Source organism: Flavobacterium gilvum, assembly GCF_001761465.1.
Taxonomy (GTDB): Bacteria; Bacteroidota; Bacteroidia; order Flavobacteriales; family Flavobacteriaceae; genus Flavobacterium; species Flavobacterium gilvum.
Window position 1 is genome coordinate 189,462 of the sequence record NZ_CP017479.1, and the last position, 21,199, is coordinate 210,660.

A 21,199-nucleotide genomic window follows, 5' to 3' on the forward strand; every position below is an offset into this window, starting at 1 on the left:
TTATCCTTGTCTTTGTTTAAATCTAGGATTCTTTTTGTTGATTACGTATAATCTTCCTTTTCTACGTACGATAATGCACTCGGCACTTCTCTTTTTTACTGATGCTCTAACTTTCATAGGAATATCCTTTAATATCTGTAAGTAATTCTTGCTTTTGACAAATCGTAAGGACTCATTTCCAGTTTCACTTTATCACCAGGTAATAATTTGATATAATGCATACGCATCTTACCAGAAATATGAGCAATTACAATATGTCCATTTTCTAACTCTACACGGAACATCGCATTTGACAATGCTTCAATGATGGATCCGTCTTGTTCTATTGCTGATTGTTTTGCCATAAGTTAAGCTACTGCTTTTCTATTTTTACCACTTTTCATCAAACCATCATAATGTTTATTCAACAAATATGAATTAATCTGCTGGATAGTATCTATTGCAACTCCAACCATAATTATCAATGAAGTCCCTCCAAAAAACATAGCCCAAGATTGTTGAACATCCATAAGACTTACAACAATGGCTGGGAACACAGCTATCAAAGCAAGAAATAAAGATCCTGGAAAAGTTATTAAAGACATCACTTTATCAAGATAATCAGAAGTTTCTACACCTGGTCTTATTCCAGGAATAAAACCGCCACTTCTCTTTAAATCGTCAGACATCTTATTAGTAGGAACTGTAATTGCAGTATAGAAGAAAGTGAACACAACAATTAACGTTGCGAAAACAAAATTATACCAAAACCCAAACATATTACTAAAAGCACCAACAATAGACTGAGAAGCATCTGATTTTGACAAACCAGCAACAGCTGCAGGAATAAACATAATTGCTTGTGCAAATATAATTGGCATTACACCAGCTGCATTAAGCTTCAATGGTATCCATTGTCTGTTACCTCCCATCATATCTTGTTCGAAATCACCAGAAGAAGTACGACGCGCATACTGAACTGGAATTTTTCTTATTGCCATTACCAGTAATACACAAGATATTATCACCAATAACCAAATAATGATTTCAACTACCAATAACATTGGCCCACCATTATTATTAGTTACTCTTGTCGTGAATTCTTGAATAAAAGCTTGTGGCAACCTGGCCAAAATACCAACCATTATCAAAAGGGAAATACCGTTTCCAATTCCTTTATCAGTGATTTTTTCTCCTAACCACATGGCAAATATAGTACCCGTAACCAAGATAACAACTGAAGAAAATAAAAATTCAAAAGAGTTAAATCCCAAAATAAAAGCTGAACTAGGCAAAGTTCTGTAAAGGTTGTAGATATAAGTTGGTCCTTGAACTAAAGTAATAACGATAGTTAACCAACGTGTAATTTGATTGATTTTCTTTCTACCACTCTCTCCGTCACTCTGAAGTTTTTGCAAATAAGGAATCGCAATTCCCATAAGTTGCACTACAATAGATGCAGAAATATAAGGCATAATCCCTAAAGCAAAAACTGAAGCCTTAGAAAATGCACCTCCGGTAAACATGTCCAGAATAGATCCTAGTCCGTTTTTGGTTTGCCCAGCCAATCCTGTCAATTGAGTTGCATCAATTCCAGGAAGCGTAACATGAGCTCCAAAACGATAAACAAGAAGCAAACCTAAAGTAATTAAAATTCTATTTTTTAATTCTTCTATTTTCCAAACATTACTTATTGATTCAATAAATTTCTTCATCTTAATTGTAATATTACATGATTACAGCTTCTCCACCAGCAGCTTCGATAGCAGCTTTTGCAGTAGCAGTGAATTTGTGAGCAGTTACTTTTAATTTTGCTTTCAATTCCCCTCTACCCAAAACCTTAACGATTTCATTTTTGGTAGCTAGACGATTTGCAACAAAAACTGTCATATCAACAGTATCAGTAATAACTCCATTATCAACTAATGATTGAAGAGTATCTAAATTCACACCTTCGTATTCTTTACGATTGATGTTTTTAAAACCAAACTTAGGTACACGTCTTTGAAGTGGCATTTGCCCTCCCTCAAAACCAATCTTTTTAGAATAACCGGAACGAGATTTGGCTCCTTTGTGTCCACGTGCTGCAGTACCACCTTTACCAGAACCTTCTCCTCTACCTAATCTTTTGTTTTGATTGTGCGTAGAACCCTCAGCAGGTTGTAAGTTACTTAAATTCATAACAGTATTTGTTATTTAGCTTCTTCGACAGAAACTAAGTGTTTAACTTTATTTATCATCCCAAGGATAGCAGGATTTGACTCATGCTCTACAACTTGTCCCATTTTACGTAGACCCAAAGCTTCTAAACCTCTTTTTTGTGTAAGAGGACAGTTGATTTTGCTTCGAACTTGTTTTACTAATAATTTAGCCATAATTTCCTTGAATTAACCTTTAAAAACTTTCTCTAAAGAAATACCTCTTTGTTTTGCAACAGTATGAGCACTTCTCATTTGTAATAAAGCATCAAAAGTTGCTTTCACTACGTTATGCGGATTTGAAGATCCTTGAGATTTAGATAATACATCGTGAATACCAACTGATTCAAGAACTGAACGAACAGCCCCACCAGCAATAACTCCCGTACCATGAGACGCAGGAATTAAGAATACACGTGCACCACCAAATTTACCTTTTTGTTCGTGAGGAACAGATTGTCCATTCAAAGGAATTTTTACTAAATTTTTCTTAGCATCTTCTACTGCTTTCGCAATTGCTTCAGAAACATCTTTAGATTTTCCTAATCCGTGACCAACTACTCCATTTTCATCACCTACAACTACAATAGCAGAAAAACCAAAAGCTCTACCCCCTTTTGTAACCTTAGTAACACGATTTACACTCACCAAACGATCTTTCAATTCAAGACCACTAGGTTTTACTATCTCGATATTTTTGTATTTAGACATAATATATTAGAATTTAAGTCCAGCCGCTCTTGCGCCTTCCGCTAATGATTTAATACGACCATGGTATAAATAACCTCCTCTATCGAAAGTAACTTCACTTATTCCGGCTTTTAAAGCTTTCTCTGCCGCAAGTTTACCAACAGCAGTAGCAACTTCAATGTTCGTACCTTTCCCTATTTCTTTTTCTCTTGAAGAAGCAGCTAATAAAGTAACTCCATTTACATCATCAATTAATTGAGCGTAAATTTCTTTGTTACTTCTAAAAACAGATAGTCTAGGCTTAGCAGCAGTACCACTAATCGTTTTTCTAATTCTGAATCTAATACGTTGTCTTCTTTCAGGTTTTGTTAATGACATAATCTTATTTTTTAAGCTGATTTACCTGCTTTTCTTCTTAATACTTCACCTACAAATTTAACACCTTTTCCTTTATATGGTTCTGGTCTGCGGAAACCTCTAATTTTTGCAGCAACTTGACCTAAAAGTTGTTTATCAAATGATGTTAACTTTACAATTGGGTTTTTACCTTTTTCAGATATAGTTTCCAATTTTACTTCTGGAGCTACTTCTAAAATGATATTGTGTGAGAACCCAAGCGCTAAATCTAATTTTTGTCCTTGATTTGAAGCTCTATAACCAACCCCAACCAATTCTAATTCCTTAGTAAATCCTTCTGTCACACCAGTAATCATATTATTGATTAAAGATCTGTACAAACCGTGTTTTGCTCTTTGATCTTTGTGATCAGAAGATCTTTCTACCAAGACCTGATCTCCTTCAACCGTAACAGTAACGTCCGAAAACTCCTGTGTAAGCTGACCATTTTTTCCTTTTACTGTAATAACACCATCAGCAACTGAAACAGTTACTCCTGCTGGTATTGTTACTGGGCTTTTACCTATTCTTGACATCTTATTTTTAGTCTTTAAAATTAGTATACGTAACAAATTACTTCTCCACCTACATTTAATTGCTTGGCTTGTTTACCTGTCATCAACCCTTTTGAAGTTGAAACAATAGCAATTCCTAATCCGTTAAGGATTCTTGGTAATTTTGAAGCACCTGCGTACTTACGTAAACCTGGTTTACTAATTCTTTGGATATCTTTGATTACTGGCTCCTTAGTATCTTTATCATACTTCAAAGCAATTTTAATCGAACCTTGAACTGTGTTCTGTTCAAATTTGTAACTTAAGATATAACCCTGATCAAATAAGATCTTTGTTATTTCTTTTTTAAGATTAGATGCCGGAATTTCAACAACTTTGTGGTTTGCAGCCACAGCGTTTCTAACTCGCGTCAAATAATCTGCAATTGGATCTGTATACATATGTATAAAATTGCGGTTTTGGTTTTCCTATCGGACCTTCCGAAAGAACCTGAAACCATTAAACTTACTTAATTAATCAACAGATAGTCGTCAATTTACCGACAAAAATCCGGCAAACTTACAACTATCTGTTGACATATCAAAATCGAAAATAATATTTTACCAGCTTGCTTTTTTCACACCTGGAATCAATCCATTATTAGCCATCTCACGGAATGTAACACGTGAAATACCGAATTGACGCATATACCCTCTCGGTCTTCCTGTTAATTTGCAACGATTGTGCAAACGAACTGGAGAAGCATTTTTCGGTAATTTTTGTAAACCTTCGTAATCTCCAGCTTCCAACAAAGCTTTTCTTTTCTCAGCGTACTTAGCTACCGTTTTTTCTCTCTTAACCTCACGGGCTTTCATTGATTCTTTAGCCATATCTTAATTCTTTTTAAAAGGTAAACCTAATTCAGCCAACAATGACTTTGCTTCTTTATCTGTTTTTGCAGTAGTAACAAATGTAATGTCCATTCCAGATATTTTATTTACTTTATCAATATCAATTTCTGGGAAAATGATTTGTTCTAAAACACCTAAATTGTAATTTCCTCTACCGTCAAAACCAGTCGCTTTAATACCACCGAAATCTCTAACACGTGGCAACGCTGAAGTGATAAGTCTATCTAAAAACTCATACATTCTTTCACCTCGCAAAGTTACTTTTGCTCCAATAGGCATTCCTTTTCTCAATTTAAAAGACGCAACGTCTTTCTTAGAAATAGTAGATACTGCTTTTTGTCCAGTTATCTTAGTCAATTCATCAACTGCATAGTCGATTAATTTTTTATCAGATACTGCTGCACCAACTCCTTTACTCAAAACGATTTTTTCCAATTTTGGAACTTGCATTACATTTGAGTAACCGAACTCTTCTTTAAGAGCAGAGATAACTCTACTCTTATATTCTTCTTTTAGTCTAGGTATATATGCCATTACTATAGTACTTGATTAGATTTTTTTGAAAATCTTACTTTCTTATCTCCCTCAACTCTAATACCTACTCTCGTTGTATCCTTAGTTTTAGGATCAATTAAAGAGATATTTGATATTTGAATAGAAGCCTCTTTTTTTACAATACCACCTTGAGGGTTTTTTGCACTAGGTTTCGTGTGTTTTGAAACCATATTTACACCTTCAACAATTGCTTTGTTCTTCTCACGGTATACACGTAAAACTTTACCTTCAGCACCCTTATGGTCTCCAGCAATAACTCTTACGATATCTCCTGATTTTATTTTTAGCTTTATCATCTTAAAAACGAATTAAAGCACTTCTGGTGCTAATGATACAATTTTCATGAATTGTTTTTCACGAAGTTCTCTTGCTACCGGACCAAAAACACGTGTTCCTCTCATCTCTCCAGCTGCATTCAAAAGAACACAAGCATTATCATCGAAACGGATATAAGAACCATCGGCTCTTCTCACTTCTTTTTTGGTACGTACAACAACTGCAGTCGAAACAGCACCTTTTTTAACGTTACCGTTAGGTGTTGCATCTTTTATAGATACTACAATCTTGTCTCCAACAGAGGCATACCTTCTTTTGGTACCTCCTAAAACACGGATAGTTAAAACTTCTTTAGCTCCTGTGTTATCTGCTACTTTTAGTCTTGATTCTTGTTGTACCATAATTATTTAGCTCTTTCTAGGATTTCAACTAATCTCCAACATTTTGTTTTACTCAAAGGACGCGTTTCGCTAATTCTTACAGTATCTCCAATGTTACAGTCGTTTTTTTCGTCATGCGCAACAAATTTCTTTGTTTTCAACACGAACTTACCGTATAATGGGTGTTTTACTCTCGTTACCTGAGCAACTACAATGGATTTATCCATTTTATTTGAAGTAACAACCCCAATTCTCTCTTTTCTTAAATTTCTTTTTTCTTCCATCTTTCAGCAGAATACAATTATTGTAACTCTCTTTTAGTAAGTTCTGTAGCTAATCTCGCAACTGTTCTTCTTACACTTCTAATTTGAAGCGGATTCTCAATTGGAGAAATCGCGTGAGCCATTTTCAAGTCAGCATACACTTTCTTCGTTTGGCTAAGTTTTTCTTGCAACTCCGCTGCAGAAAGATCTTTTATTTCTGATTGTTTCATAATATAATATAGATTATGCTTCGAAATCTCTAGCAATAACGAATTTAGTTTTTACTGGAAGCTTTTGAGCTGCAAGACGTAACGCCTCTTTTGCAACTGACAAAGGAACTCCTCCAACCTCAAACATAATTCTTCCGGGTTTAACAACGGCAGCCCAATACTCAACGGCTCCCTTACCTTTACCCATACGTACCTCAAGAGGTTTCTTTGTGATAGGCTTGTCTGGAAATATTTTAATCCATAATTGTCCCTCTCTTTTCATATAACGAGTTGCAGCAATACGTGCAGCTTCGATTTGACGAGAAGTTAAGAACATTCCATCTTCATGTACAGATTTGATACCAAACATCCCATTTGAAAGTTCATGCCCTCTTTGGGAATTTCCTTTCATTCTACCTTTTTGTACCTTACGGTATTTTGTTCTTTTAGGCTGTAACATTTTTCTTTAGTTTAAAAATTTACTTTCTTTTACGAGCGTCTGGTTTCCCACCTTTATTAAAGTTAGATTTGCCACGAGGAGCATCTCCACCTTTACCACTGCTAGGTTGTTTCTTATCCATTCCTGCAAGTGGAGAAAGATCTCTCTTTCCATAAACTTCACCTTTCATGATCCATACTTTGATTCCCATTCTACCATAAGTAGTATGAGCTTCAGCCAAAGCATAATCAATATCAGCTCTGAAAGTTGATAGAGGAATTCTACCTTCTTTGAAACCTTCTGAACGAGCCATCTCTGCGCCATTCAAACGACCAGAAATCAAAACTTTGACACCTTCAGCGTTCATACGCATAGAAGCGGCAATAGCCATTTTGATAGCACGTCTGTAAGAAATACGACTTTCGATTTGACGACAAATACTAGTAGCTACTAAATAAGCGTCAAGCTCAGGTCTTTTAATTTCAAAGATGTTGATTTGAACCTCTTTGTCAGTAATTTTCTTAAGCTCTTCCTTCAACTTGTCTACCTCTTGCCCACCTTTTCCGATAATGATACCAGGTCTAGCAGTAGTGATAGTAACGGTTACAAGTTTCAAAGTTCTCTCGATGATTACTTTTGATACACTAGCTTTTGATAAACGAGCATGGATATACTTTCTGATTTTGTGATCTTCGGCTAATTTATCACCGTAATCATTTCCACCATACCAGTTTGAGTCCCATCCTCTGATGATACCAAGTCTATTTCCAATTGGATTTGTCTTTTGTCCCATGCTGCTTAAGAATTGCTTTGTGTGTTATTGATAGCTCCTAACACGATTGTTACGTGATTAGAACGTTTTCTTATTCTATGTGCTCTACCTTGTGGAGCTGGACGAAGTCTTTTCAACATCATTCCACCATCTACACGGATTTCTTTAACAAATAATCCAGCTTCTTCAAGATTACCTTCACTGTTTTTTTGCTCCCAGTTATTGATAGCAGACAACAATAGTTTTTCTAATTTTCTTGAAGCTTCTTTTGAGCTGAATCTTAAAATGTTAAGTGCTCTTTCTACCTTCTGACCTCTTACCAAGTCCGCTACTAAGCGCATTTTTCTAGGTGAAGTAGGGCAGTTATTCAATTTCGCGAAAGCAATAGACTTATTAGCCTCTTTTCTCGCATCTGCTGTTTCTCTTTTACGAACTCCCATTGCTTCTTATTTTTTACCTTTATTTTTTGCTCCAGCATGACCTCTAAAAGATCTAGTTGGTGAAAATTCTCCTAATTTGTGTCCTACCATGTTTTCAGTAACGTAAACAGGTACAAATTGACGACCGTTATGAACTGCGATAGTTTGCCCAACAAAGTCTGGAGTAATCATAGAAGCTCTAGACCAAGTCTTAACCACTCCTTTATTTCCACCTGCAATGTTTTCTGCAACTTTCTTATCTAACTTATAATGAACGAAAGGTCCTTTTTTTAATGAACGTGCCATATCTTATTATTTCTTTCTACGTTCTACAATATACTTGTTACTTGGGTTTTGCTTAGCACGGGTTCTATAACCTTTAGCCGGCAATCCTTTTCTAGAACGTGGGTGACCTCCAGAAGAACGTCCTTCACCACCTCCCATTGGGTGATCAACAGGGTTCATCGCAACTGGTCTTGTTCTAGGTCTTCTTCCTAACCATCTTGTTCTACCTGCTTTACCAGATACAACCAATTGGTGATCAGAGTTTGAAACTGCTCCAATTGTTGCCGAACAGGTCAACAAGATTAATCTTGTCTCTCCAGAAGGCATTTTTATTGTTGCATATTTTCCATCTCTTGCCATCAATTGAGCAAATGTACCAGCAGAACGAGCAATAACAGCTCCTTGACCAGGTCTTAACTCAATACAAGATATTACAGTTCCCAAAGGAATTTTACTCAATGGCAATGTGTTACCAATTTCTGGTTGAGCATCAGCACCAGAAACAACTTTCTGACCAACTTTCAATCCATTTTGAGCAATAATATATGTTTTTTCTCCATCAGCATAAGCTAATAAAGCAATAAAAGCAGTACGATTTGGATCATACTCAATTGATTTCACTGTAGCCGGAATTCCGTCTTTAGTTCTTTTGAAATCAATAATACGATATCTCTGCTTGTGACCACCACCCGTATAACGCATGGTCATCTTTCCTTGACTATTTCTACCTCCAGAGTTTTTTATCGGCGCTATCAAAGAGCGTTCCGGCTTATCAGTTGTAATGGCGTCATAACCATTCACAACTCTAAATCGCTGACCTGCGGTAATAGGTTTTAATTTTCTTACTGACATTTTTCTATCTTAAATATTAGATATTGTTGTAAAAATCAATTGTTTCTCCTTCTTGTACTTGAACAATTGCTTTTTTGATTGCATTGGTCTTTCCACTGATTAAACCACTTTTAGTGTATTTTGTAGTTCTATCCGGTCTTACGTTAATTGTGTTAACACTCACAACATTTACTCCATAAGCAGCTTCAACAGCTTTCTTAATTTGCACTTTGTTTGCTTTTCTGTCAACAACAAATCCGAAGCGGTTTAAAACTTCACTTTCTTTGGTTACTTTTTCCGTTACTATAGGTTTAATTATGATACTCATATCCTATTATTTACTTAAATTTTCTTCAATTACTTCCAAAGAACTCTCTAAAAGCACTAAATTATTAGCATTTAAAATATCATAAGTACTTAATTCCAAGCTACTTACAACATTTGAAGCCTTTAAATTTCGTGAGGACAAATATACATTTTTATTCGTACCACCCAACACAAATAGTGATTTTTTATTTTCTAACTCTAAAGCTTTCAAAACGTTAATGAAATTTTTAGTGTTTGGCGTTTCAAAATTAAAATCTTCAAGAACGATGATATTCGATTCTTTTGCTTTAATTGAAAATGCAGATTTTCTAGCAAGACGTTTTAAGCTTTTATTCAATTTGAATGAATAACTTCTTGGTCTTGGTCCAAAAACAGTACCCCCTCCTTTAAACAATGGATTTTTAGCACTTCCCGCACGAGCAGTACCAGTACCTTTTTGTTTTTTAATCTTACGAGTACTTCCCGCAACTTCAGCTCTTTCTTTAGCTTTGTGCGTTCCTTGTCTTTGATTTGCCAAATATTGCTTTACATCAAGATATACAGCATGGTTATTTGGTTCGATTGCGAAAACTGAATCAGAAAGTTGAACTTTTCTTCCAGTATCTTTTCCGTTGAAATCTAATACTTTTACTTCCATTACTTCTGAATGATTACATAAGAGTCTTTATGACCAGGAACACATCCTTTAACAACAAGCAAATTCTTGTCAGCCACTACTTTTAAAACTCTAAGGTTTTGAACTTTTACATTATCTCCTCCCATTCTTCCAGCCATACGCATTCCTTTGAACACTCTAGATGGATAAGAAGAAGCTCCCACAGAACCTGGCGCTCTTAAACGGTTATGCTGACCATGAGTTGCTTGTCCAACACCACCAAAACCGTGACGCTTCACAACCCCTTGAAAACCTTTACCTTTAGATACACCTTGTACATCTACAAATTCTCCTTCAGCAAAAATAGAAACATCAATAAGATCTCCTAATTTTTGTTCAGTTGCAAAATCATGGAATTCAACGACTTTTTTCTTAGCAACAGTTCCAGCTTTCTTAAAGTGACCTAAAGCCGCTTTCGTGGAATGTTTCTCGTTTTTGTCATCGAAACCAAGTTGCAACGCTTCATACCCGTCAACCCCTTTGGTTCTGACTTGGGTAACAACACATGGTCCAGCCTCGATTACTGTACAAGGAATATTCTTCCCGTTTTCATCGAAAATACTAGTCATGCCGATTTTTCTACCAATTAACCCAGACATAAATATTAATTATTAATTATTAAATATAAATATAGAACGCAGCTTTTAAGCAAAACTCTATTTTTTTTACGAGGTGCAAATGTATAACTTATTTACACACAAACCAAAAAAATATTTTTTACCTAAAAACAGCGTTCTGTTTTACTCTTAAAGTACTTAAACTTTGATTTCTACTTCAACACCACTTGGTAATTCAAGCTTCATTAAAGCATCAATAGTTTTTGAAGAAGATGAATAAATATCAATCAATCTCTTGTATGACATTACTTCAAATTGCTCTCTAGCTTTTTTGTTTACGTGCGGAGAACGCAATACTGTAAAAAGTTTTTTGTGAGTTGGTAATGGAATTGGACCAGTTACAACAGCACCTGTAGTTTTTACTGTTTTTACAATCTTTTCAGCAGATTTATCCACCAACATGTGATCGTAAGATTTTAGTTTTATTCTGATTTTTTGACTCATTTTCTTAAAATTAAGCGTTTCCTTTTGCTTTTTTGATTACTGCTTCTGAAATATTAGAAGGCGTTTCTGCATAGTGCGAAAATTCCATTGTAGACGTTGCACGACCCGAAGATAGAGTTCTTAGAGTTGTTACATATCCAAACATTTCAGACAATGGCACATCTGCTTTAATAGTTTTAGCACCATTTCTATCACCCATATCATTAACTTGACCTCTACGACGATTAATATCACCTACGATATCTCCCATGTTTTCTTCTGGTGTAATAACTTCCATTTTCATGATTGGCTCAAGAATGATTGCTCCAGCCGCTTTGGCAACTTCTCTATAACCCATTCTAGCCGCCAATTCAAATGAAAGTGCATCAGAATCCACAGGGTGAAAAGATCCATCTAACAAGGTAACTTTCAAACTATCCACTTGGTATCCAGCTAAAGGACCAGTTTTCATAGCTTCTCTGAAACCTTTTTCAACAGAAGGAATATATTCTTTAGGAACATTACCACCTTTTACCTCGTTAACAAACTGCAACCCTACAGGAACCTTACCATCCACTTCGTCAGCAGGCTCAACTCTAAATACGATGTCACCGAATTTACCACGACCTCCAGATTGTTTTTTATAAGTTTCTCTGTGTTGAGCAGATTTTGTAAAAGCTTCTTTGTATTCAACTTGAGGCTCACCTTGGTTTACTTCAACTTTGAATTCACGTTTCATTCTATCAACCAAGATATCCAAGTGAAGCTCACCCATACCCGAGATAATAGTTTGTCCCGAAGCCTCATCAGTTCTAACTGTAAATGTTGGATCTTCTTCAGCTAATTTAGCCAAAGCCATACCCATTTTATCAACATCAGCTTTTGTTTTAGGCTCAATTGCAATACCAATTACCGGCGCAGGAAATTTCATTGACTCAAGAATAATTGGATGTTTTTCATCACACAATGTATCTCCAGTTTTGATATCTTTAAATCCAACAGCAGCTCCAATATCTCCAGCCTCAATATATTCGATTGGATTTTGTTTGTTAGCATGCATTTGGTAGATACGAGAAATTCTTTCTTTGTTTCCAGAACGAGTATTCAAAACATAAGAACCAGCATCCAATCTTCCTGAATAAGCACGGAAGAAAGCCAAACGACCAACGAATGGATCAGTAGCGATCTTAAATGCTAAAGCAGCGAAAGGCTCTTTTACATCTGGTTTGCGCAAAATTTGAGTTTGATCTTCTTCAAGCAATTCAGCATCATCTGGGTGAATTCCAGCAATACCTTCTTTATCCATTGGAGATGGCAAGTATTTACACACCGCATCTAGCATGAATTGAACTCCTTTATTTTTGAAAGAAGAACCAGCAATCATAGGAATGATAGCCATATCAATAGTCGCAGCTCTTAATGCTTTGTTAATTTCTTCTTCTGTGATAGAATCAGGATCTTCCATGTATTTATCAAGCAAGTTCTCATCATAATCAGCAACTGCTTCGATAAGGATATCTCTATATTCTTTCACTTCATCAACCATATCCGCAGGGATATCAATAATATCAAAAGTAGCTCCTTGCGTAGCATCATGCCAAACAATAGCTTGATTTTTAACCAAATCAACAACACCTTTAAAATCATTTTCTTCACCAATTGGCAAAGTGATTGCAACAGCGTTTGATTTCAACATATCTCTAACTTGTTGACAAACTGCCAAAAAGTTAGAACCTTGACGGTCCATTTTATTAACGAATCCCATACGTGGCACACGATATTGATCTGCTAATCTCCAGTTAGTTTCAGATTGAGGCTCAACACCATCAACTGCACTAAACAAGAAAACCAAACCATCAAGTACACGCAAAGAACGATTTACTTCAACTGTAAAGTCAACGTGTCCTGGGGTATCGATAATATTAAAGTGATATGGTAATGTTTCAGGTAAAACTTTACCTTGTTCAGTTGGAAAATTCCATTCACAAGTTGTAGCAGCAGAAGTAATAGTAATACCTCTTTCTTGCTCTTGTGCCATCCAGTCCATTGTTGCAGCACCATCGTGCACCTCACCAATTTTGTGTGATTTTCCAGTATAGAATAATATACGCTCAGTTGTTGTTGTTTTACCAGCATCAATATGAGCAGCAATTCCTATGTTTCTTGTATATTTAAGATCTCTAGCCATTTCTTAAGAATTAAAATCTAAAGTGAGAGAAAGCTTTATTAGCTTCTGCCATTTTGTGAGTATCCATTCTTTTCTTAACAGCCGCACCTTCTTCTTTAGCAGCTGCTAAACATTCTGAAGCCAATCTCTGAGCCATTGATTTTTCGTTTCTTCTTCTTGAATAAAGAATCAACCATTTCATAGCCATAGAAATTTTTCTGTCTGGTCTAATTTGCATTGGAATTTGAAATGTAGCTCCACCTACTCTACGGCTACGTACTTCTACGTGAGGCATAACGTTTGTTAAAGCATCTTTCCAAATTTCTAATGAAGATTTTTCTGAATCTTGCTTTTTAGTCTCTATAATGTCAATTGCATCATAAAAAACTTTAAAAGCTGTTGATTTCTTACCATCCCACATTAAGTTGTTTACAAAACGTGTTACCAATTGGTCATTAAACCTTGGATCTGGTAAAAGTGGTCTTTTCTTTGCCGCTCTTTTTCTCATGTCTTTTGTTTTTTTACGCAGTTGCGATAAATCGCATCTTTACGTGAGTTGATTTACTTTTTAGCTTCTTTTGGACGTTTTGCACCGTATTTTGAACGACGTTGCGTTCTTCCTGCTACACCTGATGTATCAAGCGCACCACGAACAATGTGATACCTAACTCCTGGTAAATCTTTTACTCTTCCGCCTCGCACTAATACTATCGAGTGCTCTTGTAGATTATGTCCTTCACCAGGGATGTAAGCATTTACCTCATTTCCATTAGTCAAACGTACACGCGCTACTTTACGCATTGCAGAGTTTGGTTTTTTTGGAGTTGTTGTGTAAACACGAGTACATACACCACGACGTTGTGGACAAGAATCTAAAGCAACCGATTTACTCTTCTTAGTGATTTGAGTTCTTCCTGTTCTTACTAATTGTTGAATAGTTGGCATAATTAAATACTAAAAATTACTTGTTTATAAATTTCCCGCTTTTTACGGGGTTGCAAATGTAGAAAATATTTTTCACTAAACAAACCGTAATTGATTAATTTTCACCATAAGTAAATATTTGTTTATTAACAATATAGACATTGAACCAAATTAGCAACAATTAAAAGCAAATAAACACAATCAAGACAATAAACTTCACAAAGAGAACATTATGATTATTCCAACAAAGACCTGATATTTGCAATAGCTGTATTTAAAGAAATCAAAAATTGAAGTCCAAAATTCTTATACTATTATTTTCATTCATCACCATGGCTTCCATAAGCCAAACTTTGGAATTAAAAATAATTGGAAAAACAACAATCGAAACAAAAATTATTGATTCAATAGGATACATCACAAAACACAAAACCACAAAACAATTAGTTGACGAAATAAATTCAACAAGAAAAAAACTGTCCGACAGTGGCTATATCGAAAACCAAATACTCGACAAAACAAAAGAAAACGATAGATGTTATTCCGTCACAATTTCACTCGGAAACAAAATAAAAAACACTCATATATATATAGGTATAAAAAACAACATCTTTCTCTCTACTTTATTCAAAACAAATCAGGACACAATAATTTTACCATATTCACAAACTGAATCTTTTTTGCATCAAACAACACAAAATTTAGAGCAAAATGGTTACGCTTTCGCAAAAGTAAAACTCATCAACATTCAAAAAAAAGGTCATGCTATTTATGCCGATTTAACAATCGAAACTGGCCAAAAAAGAACACTAAATACAATTGAAATAGTAAACACTAATCAAAAGCAAAAAAACCTATTCCCTGAAGGAGCAAAAAAGCAAATAGCCAAAAAATACCAAAACACCGTATTCAACCAAAAAACAATAGAGCAGCTTTATCATGATTTTGAAAAATTTGAATTCGTTCATCAAATCAAATTCCCAGAAGTTCTATTCACAAAAGACACTACCAAAGCATTTATTTATTTAGAAAAAAGGAAAGCTAATGTTTTTGACGGATTTTTAGGCTTCAACAACTCAGAAAACAAAAAAATCCAATTGAACGGATATTTAAACCTAACACTAGTCAATGCTATTCGAAACGGAGAAACACTATCCATCTACTGGAAAAACGATGGAAACAATCAAAAGATTTTTGACGCCAACCTATCAATACCCTATCTATTCAAAACACCAATAGGGATTAAAGGACAAATAAATATCTTTAAACAAGACAGTATTTTTCAAAACACAAAAACAGCATTACAGCTAGGCTACTCCATAGACCACAACAAACGATTCTACCTCGGATTTGAATCAACAGAATCAAGTGATATTCAAAATTCAAACAGTCAAAACCTTAACGATTTTAAAAACACATTTTTTAATTCAACAATAGAGTATAAAATAAACAACTTAAAAAACAATCCATTCCCATTAAAATCATATTTCAACCTAACGCTCGGCACCGGAAACAGAAACTCAATATCAAACCCATCCTTAAAACAAAGTTTTCTAAATTTTAACATGATGAATGATTTTTATATTAATGAGAAAAATATTATAAATATAAAAAACCAAAATTATTACCTAAAAAGCAAAACATATATAACAAATGAACTATTCCGTTTTGGCGGAATCAATTCCGTAAGGGGGTTTTCGGAAAACAGCCTTCAAGCCAACCTAATGATTGCCCTTATGACCGAGTACCGATATATCGTTTCTCCCAATTTATATTTCAATTCCATACTAGACTACTGCTACTATGAAGACCCAACAACCTTTACATTCACAAAAAAAACCAAAAACCTTCTCGGAATAGGACTAGGATTGGGAGTACAAACCACAAATGGATTACTAAAGTTTTCGATAACCAATGGAAAAACCAACCAAGACGAAATCAAATTCTCAAACACCTCCATTTCAGTCAATTACTGTATAAATTTTTAAAAAATAAAAAATTGTTATGTATTAAACAAAAATACTGTTATATGTTATAAAATAAAAATTTAACATTTTCTTAATTCTAAAAAAATTTAACATTTATTTGTTTTTATGCAAAAAAACCAACAAATCGACAAAGTAATTAACGTAATCACATTATATGATTTTAAAAAAAAGTTAAAAAACAAACATTAATATGCATGCATAAAAAATTTTGAATACTATAGGATGGTTAACAAATTATTGTGACTTTTGCCTCCACTAATTCAAAATATTTAAAAATGAGACTAAAGTTCAAAGGACTAGTAGTGCTTTTCCTAGCACTATTGGCGCAAATTTCTTTTGCGCAAGAAAGAACTGTTTCGGGTATTGTAAAAGACAATGCGAACTTACCCATCCCAGGTGTAAGCGTAATAATCAAAGGCACTCGAAATGGAACACAAACTGATTTTGATGGTAAATACACTATCAAAGTAACCCCAGATCAAACATTGGTGTTTAGTTATGTTGGTATGAAATCACAAGAGCACAAAGCCAACTCAACATCTCTAAACGTTACCCTTACAAATTCTGCCACAGAACTAGAAGGTGTAACTGTAACAACAGCAATGGGGATCAAAAAACAAAAAAGATCCCTTGGTTACGCAACTGCAAGTGTTGGTGCCAAAGATCTTACCGATGTTGCCAATGTAAACGTTTTTGAATCATTGTCGGGAAAAGTTGCCGGTGTAGATATCAGCACCCCTGCACAACCAGGTGCATCCTCAAAGGTAATTATTCGTGGTTTCAATTCATTGTCAAACAACAGCCCTTTGTACGTGGTTGACGGAACACCTATTAACAACAGCTCAAACAGTGGAACAACTAGCACAAGAAGCTATGACGCTGGAAATGGTGTTAGTGATTTGGATCCAAACAATATCGAAAGTATGTCTATCCTTAAAGGAGCGGCGGCTTCAGCTTTGTATGGTTCAAGAGCTGCGAATGGAGTAATTCTGATTACAACAAAATCAGCAAAAAACAAATCAAAAATATCTATTGATTTTTTAACTTCAACAGACTTTAATGAAGTTTCAAGAGTACCACATTTACAGGACGGATTTGGACAAGGATGGAATGGTCTTTCTTATTCTACTTGGCAAGGAGCTGCAAATGCAAACAATACTGTAAGTAACGAAAATGGATCTTGGGGAGCTAAATACAACGGCGAAGAAAGAGCTTGGGGTTCAATCGTCAATGGTGTACAACAAGTAAAACCATATGTAGCACTTCCAAATAATATAAAAGATTTTTACGATACTGGAACAACATTCACAAATAGTCTTCGCTTGAGCGGTGGAGGAGAAAACTCAAACTTCTCTCTTAATATGTCAACAGTTGATTCAGACGGAGTTTTCCCATCTGACGCCGATGCATACAAAAGACATACGTTTGGATTAAATGCAGGTATTTCATCAAATAAACTTACCGTTAGAACAAGTTTAAACTATATCTATAAAGATCAAAATGTAGTAAATACAGGACAAGGAAACACTCAAGAAGGGAGTACTGTTCAACAAACTTTGCTACAAATTCCTTTGGACATAAGCATTGTAGACCTTAAAGATTACAAAAACAATCCTTTCAACACTCCAAGTAATTTTTTCTCTCCTTATGTTGATAACCCATATTGGAGTTTACAAGAAAACTCAACCAATATCATTGGAAATAGAGTTTTTGGAAATGTTAATTTGAGCTATAAAATCACTGATAAATTGGTAGCAAACTACCAAATGGGTGGTGATTATAGAAATGAAAAAATCAAATCCTATGGTGCCATAATGAGTTTTCTCCCAGGATCAGCAAATGCTGACGCTGGAAAAGCACCAGTTCTTGGAGGTGTTACAGAACGTATTAACGAGAACTTAGAAATGGATTCTAACTTCAGTATCAATTATAATACGGCCATAAACGAAGATTTCAATCTTAACATTATGGCAGGATTCAATGCAAATCAAAGAGGAGGTTCTTCATTAAGAGCATCAGTAACCAACTTGGATATTCCGAATTTCTACGAATTGTCGAATTCTGCTTTATCTCCAATAGTTGTACAAGATGACTTTATGAGACGCAGCTACGGTGTTTTTGCATCTGTTGAAGGTTCATACAAAAACAAACTTTTCGCAACTTTGACAGGTAGAAATGACTGGACTTCAACACTTCCAAAAGGAAACAATTCATACTTCTATCCTTCCTTAAACATCAGTGGGGTGGTATTGGAAACTCCAGAGCACTTTATCAAATTAAGAGCTGGTGTTGCCCAAATTGGTAATGACACAGGTTTTTACCAAACCAACAACACTATGATTCAAGGGAATGCTGCCTTAGGCTTTGGTAATATCTTCCTACCAATTGGGGGAGTAAATGGATATGAATTTGCTTCCAACTTAGGTAACAGCAACTTAAAACCAGAAAGAACAACCGAGTTCGAATTAGGTTTTGAAAGTAATTTCTACGAAAAAAGAGTAAACTTGGATTTATCAGTTTATCAGAAAAAAACAACTGATTTATTGTTCTCAAGACCATTGGCTGCTTCGTCAGGATTTGCTTCTCAAACAGACAATATTTTAGATCTTCAAAACAAAGGTATAGAGATTGTTTTGAATATTGTACCGGTTAGAGTAAAGGATTTCCAATGGGATTTCACAACAACCTTCACCAAAAACGAATCCAAAGTTCTTGATGTTGCCTATGGTTTGGACAAAATTACTTTGGCCTCTATATACGGAGTGAATTTTGTTGCTGAAAAAGGACAACCTTTAGGAGTATTCAAAGCATACATGCCACAATACACTCCTGACGGCCGACCAATCGCTACTTCAGCAGGTTATTACAAAATAGGAAGTGATCAAACTACGGTAGGAACATCACAAAGAGATTTTGTAATGGGATTGAAAAACAATTTTAGATACAAAAACTTCACATTGGGTTGTAGCTTTGACTGGAAACAAGGTGGCGAAATGTATTCTTACACAAAAAGAGCTGCTAATTTCTCAGGAAGCGGTATAGAAACTACATTTAATGACAGAAACCCTTTCATCATCCCAAATTCTGTTGTCGAAACAGTTGTTGATTCAAATGGAAACATGCAATATGCTGAAAACACAAATCCAGTGACGCTAGCTAACATAACAAACTTCTACAACACTTCTGCTAACCCTGGCATCGAAGCTACTCACGTAATAGACAAAACATTTGTAAGATTGAGAGATGTGGTAGTTTCATATAGCATTCCAAACACTTATGCTCAAAAATTAAAACTTACCAATGCAAGTATTAGCCTTTATGGAAAAAATCTATTTATGTGGACACCTGCTGAGAACCCTTATATAGATCCAGAATTATCAACTTATGGAGATGGTTTATTGAGTGAAGCTGGAGAATTTGCAACCAATCCTTCTCAAAGATCTTTTGGAGCAAGTCTTAAATTAACATTCTAAAAAGAAAGAAGAAAATGAAAAAAATTATTATAGGCCTATTGGTGTTATCAACTACATTCATGGGATGTAGCACTGATTTAGATATAAACAAGGATCCAGACAACTTAGATCCTGACACAATCCCTATGGCATCACAACTTCCTGCCGGAATTATCGGAATCGTAGGAGCCGAAGGAGGGATATTTTCAATCATTGGAGGATTTTGGGCACAATATTACACCCAATCTTCTGCTGCAAATCAATTCAAAAACATAGATTCTTACACAGTTACAACAAATGATTATAACTATGCATGGAATTCAATGTATGATGGTCTTGCAGACATTAAAAATGTTCAAAGAAGAGCACTTGCTGAACAAAACTGGAACTATTACTTAATTGCAACTACTTTGTATGTTCAAGCGCAACAAGTAATGACCGATTTTTATGGAGACATTCCTTATACAGAAGCATGTGACCCAAAAATTGCAACTCCAAAATTCAACAAAGGAGAAGAAGTTTATGACTTAATGATTGCAGATTTGGATGCAGCCTTGGCTAAAGACTTGACTACATCACAAGGAACTGCTCCTGGCAAAGATGATTTCATCTTTGGTGGAAAAATGCAAAACTGGAAAAATTTTGCAAATACACTAAAATTGAAAATTTACATGCGCCAAACTGCCAGTGCAACAAGGGGCACTATGGCATTAAATGGAATAAAAGCATTATTAAGCAGCGGAGTTCCATTCTTGGATACAGATGCGGCAATGGCTAACTTTACAGGATTGCCAAACTACGAAAATCCATTGTATGAGTTTAACTTCAAATTGAATGTAAGAACCAACATGAGATTAAGTAAAACTCTTGGTTCATTCTTAGATGCTAATGCAGATCCAAGAAAAGACGCTTATGTGTATGATGCTTATGCTGAAGACGATGCTGCAAAAACCACAAAACTGTATATCTGGCAAGACCAAGGTAACTACGGTGCAAACACTTCACTAGGTTATTCAGATCCAGGGCCAAAAAATGCCTCTATAGCTGACGTTATCTACAATGGCGCAGTAAAACCAGTTTATTTACTATCTAAGGAAGAAAGTTTATTCTTGCAAGCTGAAGCTTTAGAAAGAGCTGGACAAGATGGTTCAACAAAATATACGCAGGCAATAACTGCTAATTTTGCAAAATATGGTCTAACTGCTGCAAACATTCCTCCTTCTTATGCATATCCTACAGGAGCTACAGCTGCAGTAAAGTTAGAGGCAATCATTACTCAGAAATGGGCAGCGAGTTTCCCTGAAAACGGATTTGAAGCCTTCTTTGAGCAAAACAGAACAGGTTTCCCTAAAATTTCTGCAGTAGCCCAAAACAATCCTGCATACGTTGCTGGACAGCTGGCTTTTACTGCCAGCCCAGATGTACAACAAAAGACTCTTTTCCCAAAAAGAATTCCTTATCCATTGTCTGAAAGAAATGCAAATCCAAATGTTCCTGCTCTTAAAGCAATTACTGATAAAATTTGGTGGAATCAATAAAACTTAATTCA

30 protein-coding genes are annotated in these 21,199 nt (G+C 35.3%); 3 read left to right on the plus strand and 27 right to left on the minus strand.

Annotation, left to right across the window (positions count from 1 at the left end):
* From ykgO to rpsL, 27 genes are all read right to left on the minus strand, one after another.
* The gene (gene ykgO, locus EM308_RS17840; protein ID WP_002987490.1) at positions 1–117 is read right to left on the minus strand and encodes a type B 50S ribosomal protein L36; all 117 of its coding nucleotides are present in this window, start codon (positions 115–117) and stop codon (positions 1–3) included.
* Between the two features lie 11 nt (positions 118–128).
* Entirely contained in the window at positions 129–344 is a 216-nt protein-coding gene (gene infA / locus EM308_RS00905) for a translation initiation factor IF-1 (RefSeq protein WP_007136545.1), read from the minus strand.
* Positions 345–347: 3 nt separating this feature from the next.
* Positions 348–1,694: a preprotein translocase subunit SecY gene (secY, locus tag EM308_RS00910; protein ID WP_035637329.1), complete on the minus strand. Its 1,347-nt coding sequence runs from the start codon at positions 1,692–1,694 to the stop codon at positions 348–350.
* A 13-nt stretch (positions 1,695–1,707) separates the two neighbouring features.
* Positions 1,708–2,160 carry a 50S ribosomal protein L15 gene (gene rplO / locus EM308_RS00915; protein WP_035637327.1) on the minus strand — a complete coding sequence of 151 codons (453 nt, stop codon included), beginning with the start codon at positions 2,158–2,160 and terminating at the stop codon, positions 1,708–1,710.
* 11 nt (positions 2,161–2,171) lie between these two features.
* Positions 2,172–2,354 (minus strand): 50S ribosomal protein L30, encoded by a 183-nt coding sequence (gene rpmD, locus EM308_RS00920; protein WP_035637325.1) that lies wholly within the window; start codon positions 2,352–2,354, stop codon positions 2,172–2,174.
* A 12-nt stretch (positions 2,355–2,366) separates the two neighbouring features.
* Positions 2,367–2,891, minus strand: a complete 525-nt coding sequence (rpsE, locus tag EM308_RS00925; protein ID WP_156101349.1) for a 30S ribosomal protein S5 — start codon at positions 2,889–2,891, stop codon at positions 2,367–2,369.
* Between the two features lie 3 nt (positions 2,892–2,894).
* Positions 2,895–3,245 carry a 50S ribosomal protein L18 gene (gene rplR / locus EM308_RS00930; RefSeq protein ID WP_035637321.1) on the minus strand — a complete coding sequence of 117 codons (351 nt, stop codon included), beginning with the start codon at positions 3,243–3,245 and terminating at the stop codon, positions 2,895–2,897.
* Between the two features lie 11 nt (positions 3,246–3,256).
* The gene (gene rplF / locus EM308_RS00935) at positions 3,257–3,799 is read right to left on the minus strand and encodes a 50S ribosomal protein L6 (RefSeq protein ID WP_035637319.1); all 543 of its coding nucleotides are present in this window, start codon (positions 3,797–3,799) and stop codon (positions 3,257–3,259) included.
* Between the two features lie 20 nt (positions 3,800–3,819).
* A complete protein-coding gene (gene rpsH, locus EM308_RS00940; RefSeq protein WP_035637318.1) occupies positions 3,820–4,218 on the minus strand; it encodes a 30S ribosomal protein S8 in 399 nt (132 codons plus the stop codon).
* A 159-nt stretch (positions 4,219–4,377) separates the two neighbouring features.
* Entirely contained in the window at positions 4,378–4,647 is a 270-nt protein-coding gene (gene rpsN / locus EM308_RS00945) for a 30S ribosomal protein S14 (RefSeq protein ID WP_035637316.1), read from the minus strand.
* A gap of 3 nt (positions 4,648–4,650) precedes the next feature.
* A complete protein-coding gene (gene rplE / locus EM308_RS00950) occupies positions 4,651–5,202 on the minus strand; it encodes a 50S ribosomal protein L5 (protein WP_035637313.1) in 552 nt (183 codons plus the stop codon).
* Between the two features lie 2 nt (positions 5,203–5,204).
* Positions 5,205–5,519 carry a 50S ribosomal protein L24 gene (gene rplX / locus EM308_RS00955; RefSeq protein WP_035637309.1) on the minus strand — a complete coding sequence of 105 codons (315 nt, stop codon included), beginning with the start codon at positions 5,517–5,519 and terminating at the stop codon, positions 5,205–5,207.
* Positions 5,520–5,531: 12 nt separating this feature from the next.
* Entirely contained in the window at positions 5,532–5,900 is a 369-nt protein-coding gene (gene rplN / locus EM308_RS00960; RefSeq protein ID WP_007803649.1) for a 50S ribosomal protein L14, read from the minus strand.
* A gap of 2 nt (positions 5,901–5,902) precedes the next feature.
* Positions 5,903–6,163, minus strand: coding sequence for a 30S ribosomal protein S17 (gene rpsQ, locus EM308_RS00965; RefSeq protein ID WP_035637306.1), 261 nt, complete (start codon positions 6,161–6,163; stop codon positions 5,903–5,905).
* A 17-nt stretch (positions 6,164–6,180) separates the two neighbouring features.
* Positions 6,181–6,372: a 50S ribosomal protein L29 gene (gene rpmC, locus EM308_RS00970; protein ID WP_031456038.1), complete on the minus strand. Its 192-nt coding sequence runs from the start codon at positions 6,370–6,372 to the stop codon at positions 6,181–6,183.
* A gap of 13 nt (positions 6,373–6,385) precedes the next feature.
* Complete coding sequence (rplP, locus tag EM308_RS00975; RefSeq protein ID WP_035637302.1) at positions 6,386–6,811, minus strand: 50S ribosomal protein L16; 426 nt, start codon at positions 6,809–6,811, stop codon at positions 6,386–6,388.
* 19 nt (positions 6,812–6,830) lie between these two features.
* A complete protein-coding gene (rpsC, locus tag EM308_RS00980) occupies positions 6,831–7,583 on the minus strand; it encodes a 30S ribosomal protein S3 (protein ID WP_035637300.1) in 753 nt (250 codons plus the stop codon).
* A 5-nt stretch (positions 7,584–7,588) separates the two neighbouring features.
* Positions 7,589–8,002, minus strand: coding sequence for a 50S ribosomal protein L22 (gene rplV, locus EM308_RS00985; protein WP_007803631.1), 414 nt, complete (start codon positions 8,000–8,002; stop codon positions 7,589–7,591).
* Positions 8,003–8,008: 6 nt separating this feature from the next.
* On the minus strand, positions 8,009–8,287 hold the full coding sequence (rpsS, locus tag EM308_RS00990) for a 30S ribosomal protein S19 (RefSeq protein WP_035637298.1): 279 nt from the start codon (positions 8,285–8,287) through the stop codon (positions 8,009–8,011).
* A 6-nt stretch (positions 8,288–8,293) separates the two neighbouring features.
* Positions 8,294–9,118, minus strand: coding sequence for a 50S ribosomal protein L2 (gene rplB, locus EM308_RS00995; protein ID WP_035637297.1), 825 nt, complete (start codon positions 9,116–9,118; stop codon positions 8,294–8,296).
* A 16-nt stretch (positions 9,119–9,134) separates the two neighbouring features.
* Positions 9,135–9,425, minus strand: coding sequence for a 50S ribosomal protein L23 (gene rplW / locus EM308_RS01000; protein WP_035637296.1), 291 nt, complete (start codon positions 9,423–9,425; stop codon positions 9,135–9,137).
* Positions 9,426–9,431: 6 nt separating this feature from the next.
* Positions 9,432–10,061, minus strand: a complete 630-nt coding sequence (gene rplD, locus EM308_RS01005; RefSeq protein WP_035637294.1) for a 50S ribosomal protein L4 — start codon at positions 10,059–10,061, stop codon at positions 9,432–9,434.
* A complete protein-coding gene (gene rplC, locus EM308_RS01010) occupies positions 10,061–10,678 on the minus strand; it encodes a 50S ribosomal protein L3 (RefSeq protein WP_035637292.1) in 618 nt (205 codons plus the stop codon). The genes rplD and rplC overlap by 1 nt, the downstream gene beginning before the upstream one ends.
* A gap of 156 nt (positions 10,679–10,834) precedes the next feature.
* Positions 10,835–11,140: a 30S ribosomal protein S10 gene (rpsJ, locus tag EM308_RS01015; RefSeq protein WP_007803605.1), complete on the minus strand. Its 306-nt coding sequence runs from the start codon at positions 11,138–11,140 to the stop codon at positions 10,835–10,837.
* A gap of 10 nt (positions 11,141–11,150) precedes the next feature.
* Positions 11,151–13,307 carry an elongation factor G gene (gene fusA, locus EM308_RS01020; protein ID WP_035637290.1) on the minus strand — a complete coding sequence of 719 codons (2,157 nt, stop codon included), beginning with the start codon at positions 13,305–13,307 and terminating at the stop codon, positions 11,151–11,153.
* A gap of 10 nt (positions 13,308–13,317) precedes the next feature.
* Positions 13,318–13,794, minus strand: a complete 477-nt coding sequence (rpsG, locus tag EM308_RS01025) for a 30S ribosomal protein S7 (RefSeq protein WP_035637287.1) — start codon at positions 13,792–13,794, stop codon at positions 13,318–13,320.
* Between the two features lie 53 nt (positions 13,795–13,847).
* Positions 13,848–14,231, minus strand: coding sequence for a 30S ribosomal protein S12 (gene rpsL / locus EM308_RS01030; protein WP_007136570.1), 384 nt, complete (start codon positions 14,229–14,231; stop codon positions 13,848–13,850).
* A 269-nt stretch (positions 14,232–14,500) separates the two neighbouring features.
* Here rpsL and EM308_RS01035 point away from each other — a divergent pair, with 269 nt between their 5' ends.
* The 3 genes from EM308_RS01035 to EM308_RS01045 all read left to right on the plus strand — a co-directional run bounded on the left by EM308_RS01035 (position 14,501) and on the right by EM308_RS01045 (position 21,188).
* Positions 14,501–16,198, plus strand: a complete 1,698-nt coding sequence (locus tag EM308_RS01035) for a BamA/TamA family outer membrane protein (protein WP_035637285.1) — start codon at positions 14,501–14,503, stop codon at positions 16,196–16,198.
* A 275-nt stretch (positions 16,199–16,473) separates the two neighbouring features.
* Positions 16,474–19,671 (plus strand): SusC/RagA family TonB-linked outer membrane protein, encoded by a 3,198-nt coding sequence (locus EM308_RS01040; RefSeq protein WP_051877782.1) that lies wholly within the window; start codon positions 16,474–16,476, stop codon positions 19,669–19,671.
* A 14-nt stretch (positions 19,672–19,685) separates the two neighbouring features.
* Positions 19,686–21,188, plus strand: coding sequence for a SusD/RagB family nutrient-binding outer membrane lipoprotein (locus EM308_RS01045; protein WP_081907277.1), 1,503 nt, complete (start codon positions 19,686–19,688; stop codon positions 21,186–21,188).
* The last annotated feature ends 11 nt before the right edge of the window (positions 21,189–21,199 follow it).

What these genes read in the sequence shown, in the direction of transcription:
- ykgO (WP_002987490.1), bottom strand. Translation starts at nt 117, where the DNA reads ATGAAAGTTAGAGCATCAGTAAAAAAGAGAAGTGCCGAGTGCATTATC.
- infA (WP_007136545.1), bottom strand. Translation starts at nt 344, where the DNA reads ATGGCAAAACAATCAGCAATAGAACAAGACGGATCCATCATTGAAGCA.
- secY (WP_035637329.1), bottom strand. Translation starts at nt 1,694, where the DNA reads ATGAAGAAATTTATTGAATCAATAAGTAATGTTTGGAAAATAGAAGAA.
- rplO (WP_035637327.1), bottom strand. Translation starts at nt 2,160, where the DNA reads ATGAATTTAAGTAACTTACAACCTGCTGAGGGTTCTACGCACAATCAA.
- rpmD (WP_035637325.1), bottom strand. Translation starts at nt 2,354, where the DNA reads ATGGCTAAATTATTAGTAAAACAAGTTCGAAGCAAAATCAACTGTCCT.
- rplR (WP_035637321.1), bottom strand. Translation starts at nt 3,245, where the DNA reads ATGTCATTAACAAAACCTGAAAGAAGACAACGTATTAGATTCAGAATT.
- rplF (WP_035637319.1), bottom strand. Translation starts at nt 3,799, where the DNA reads ATGTCAAGAATAGGTAAAAGCCCAGTAACAATACCAGCAGGAGTAACT.
- rpsH (WP_035637318.1), bottom strand. Translation starts at nt 4,218, where the DNA reads ATGTATACAGATCCAATTGCAGATTATTTGACGCGAGTTAGAAACGCT.
- rpsN (WP_035637316.1), bottom strand. Translation starts at nt 4,647, where the DNA reads ATGGCTAAAGAATCAATGAAAGCCCGTGAGGTTAAGAGAGAAAAAACG.
- rplE (WP_035637313.1), bottom strand. Translation starts at nt 5,202, where the DNA reads ATGGCATATATACCTAGACTAAAAGAAGAATATAAGAGTAGAGTTATC.
- rplX (WP_035637309.1), bottom strand. Translation starts at nt 5,519, where the DNA reads ATGATAAAGCTAAAAATAAAATCAGGAGATATCGTAAGAGTTATTGCT.
- rplN (WP_007803649.1), bottom strand. Translation starts at nt 5,900, where the DNA reads ATGGTACAACAAGAATCAAGACTAAAAGTAGCAGATAACACAGGAGCT.
- rpsQ (WP_035637306.1), bottom strand. Translation starts at nt 6,163, where the DNA reads ATGGAAGAAAAAAGAAATTTAAGAAAAGAGAGAATTGGGGTTGTTACT.
- rpmC (WP_031456038.1), bottom strand. Translation starts at nt 6,372, where the DNA reads ATGAAACAATCAGAAATAAAAGATCTTTCTGCAGCGGAGTTGCAAGAA.
- rplP (WP_035637302.1), bottom strand. Translation starts at nt 6,811, where the DNA reads ATGTTACAGCCTAAAAGAACAAAATACCGTAAGGTACAAAAAGGTAGA.
- rpsC (WP_035637300.1), bottom strand. Translation starts at nt 7,583, where the DNA reads ATGGGACAAAAGACAAATCCAATTGGAAATAGACTTGGTATCATCAGA.
- rplV (WP_007803631.1), bottom strand. Translation starts at nt 8,002, where the DNA reads ATGGGAGTTCGTAAAAGAGAAACAGCAGATGCGAGAAAAGAGGCTAAT.
- rpsS (WP_035637298.1), bottom strand. Translation starts at nt 8,287, where the DNA reads ATGGCACGTTCATTAAAAAAAGGACCTTTCGTTCATTATAAGTTAGAT.
- rplB (WP_035637297.1), bottom strand. Translation starts at nt 9,118, where the DNA reads ATGTCAGTAAGAAAATTAAAACCTATTACCGCAGGTCAGCGATTTAGA.
- rplW (WP_035637296.1), bottom strand. Translation starts at nt 9,425, where the DNA reads ATGAGTATCATAATTAAACCTATAGTAACGGAAAAAGTAACCAAAGAA.
- rplD (WP_035637294.1), bottom strand. Translation starts at nt 10,061, where the DNA reads ATGGAAGTAAAAGTATTAGATTTCAACGGAAAAGATACTGGAAGAAAA.
- rplC (WP_035637292.1), bottom strand. Translation starts at nt 10,678, where the DNA reads ATGTCTGGGTTAATTGGTAGAAAAATCGGCATGACTAGTATTTTCGAT.
- rpsJ (WP_007803605.1), bottom strand. Translation starts at nt 11,140, where the DNA reads ATGAGTCAAAAAATCAGAATAAAACTAAAATCTTACGATCACATGTTG.
- fusA (WP_035637290.1), bottom strand. Translation starts at nt 13,307, where the DNA reads ATGGCTAGAGATCTTAAATATACAAGAAACATAGGAATTGCTGCTCAT.
- rpsG (WP_035637287.1), bottom strand. Translation starts at nt 13,794, where the DNA reads ATGAGAAAAAGAGCGGCAAAGAAAAGACCACTTTTACCAGATCCAAGG.
- rpsL (WP_007136570.1), bottom strand. Translation starts at nt 14,231, where the DNA reads ATGCCAACTATTCAACAATTAGTAAGAACAGGAAGAACTCAAATCACT.
- EM308_RS01040 (WP_051877782.1), top strand. Translation starts at nt 16,474, where the DNA reads ATGAGACTAAAGTTCAAAGGACTAGTAGTGCTTTTCCTAGCACTATTG.
- EM308_RS01045 (WP_081907277.1), top strand. Translation starts at nt 19,686, where the DNA reads ATGAAAAAAATTATTATAGGCCTATTGGTGTTATCAACTACATTCATG.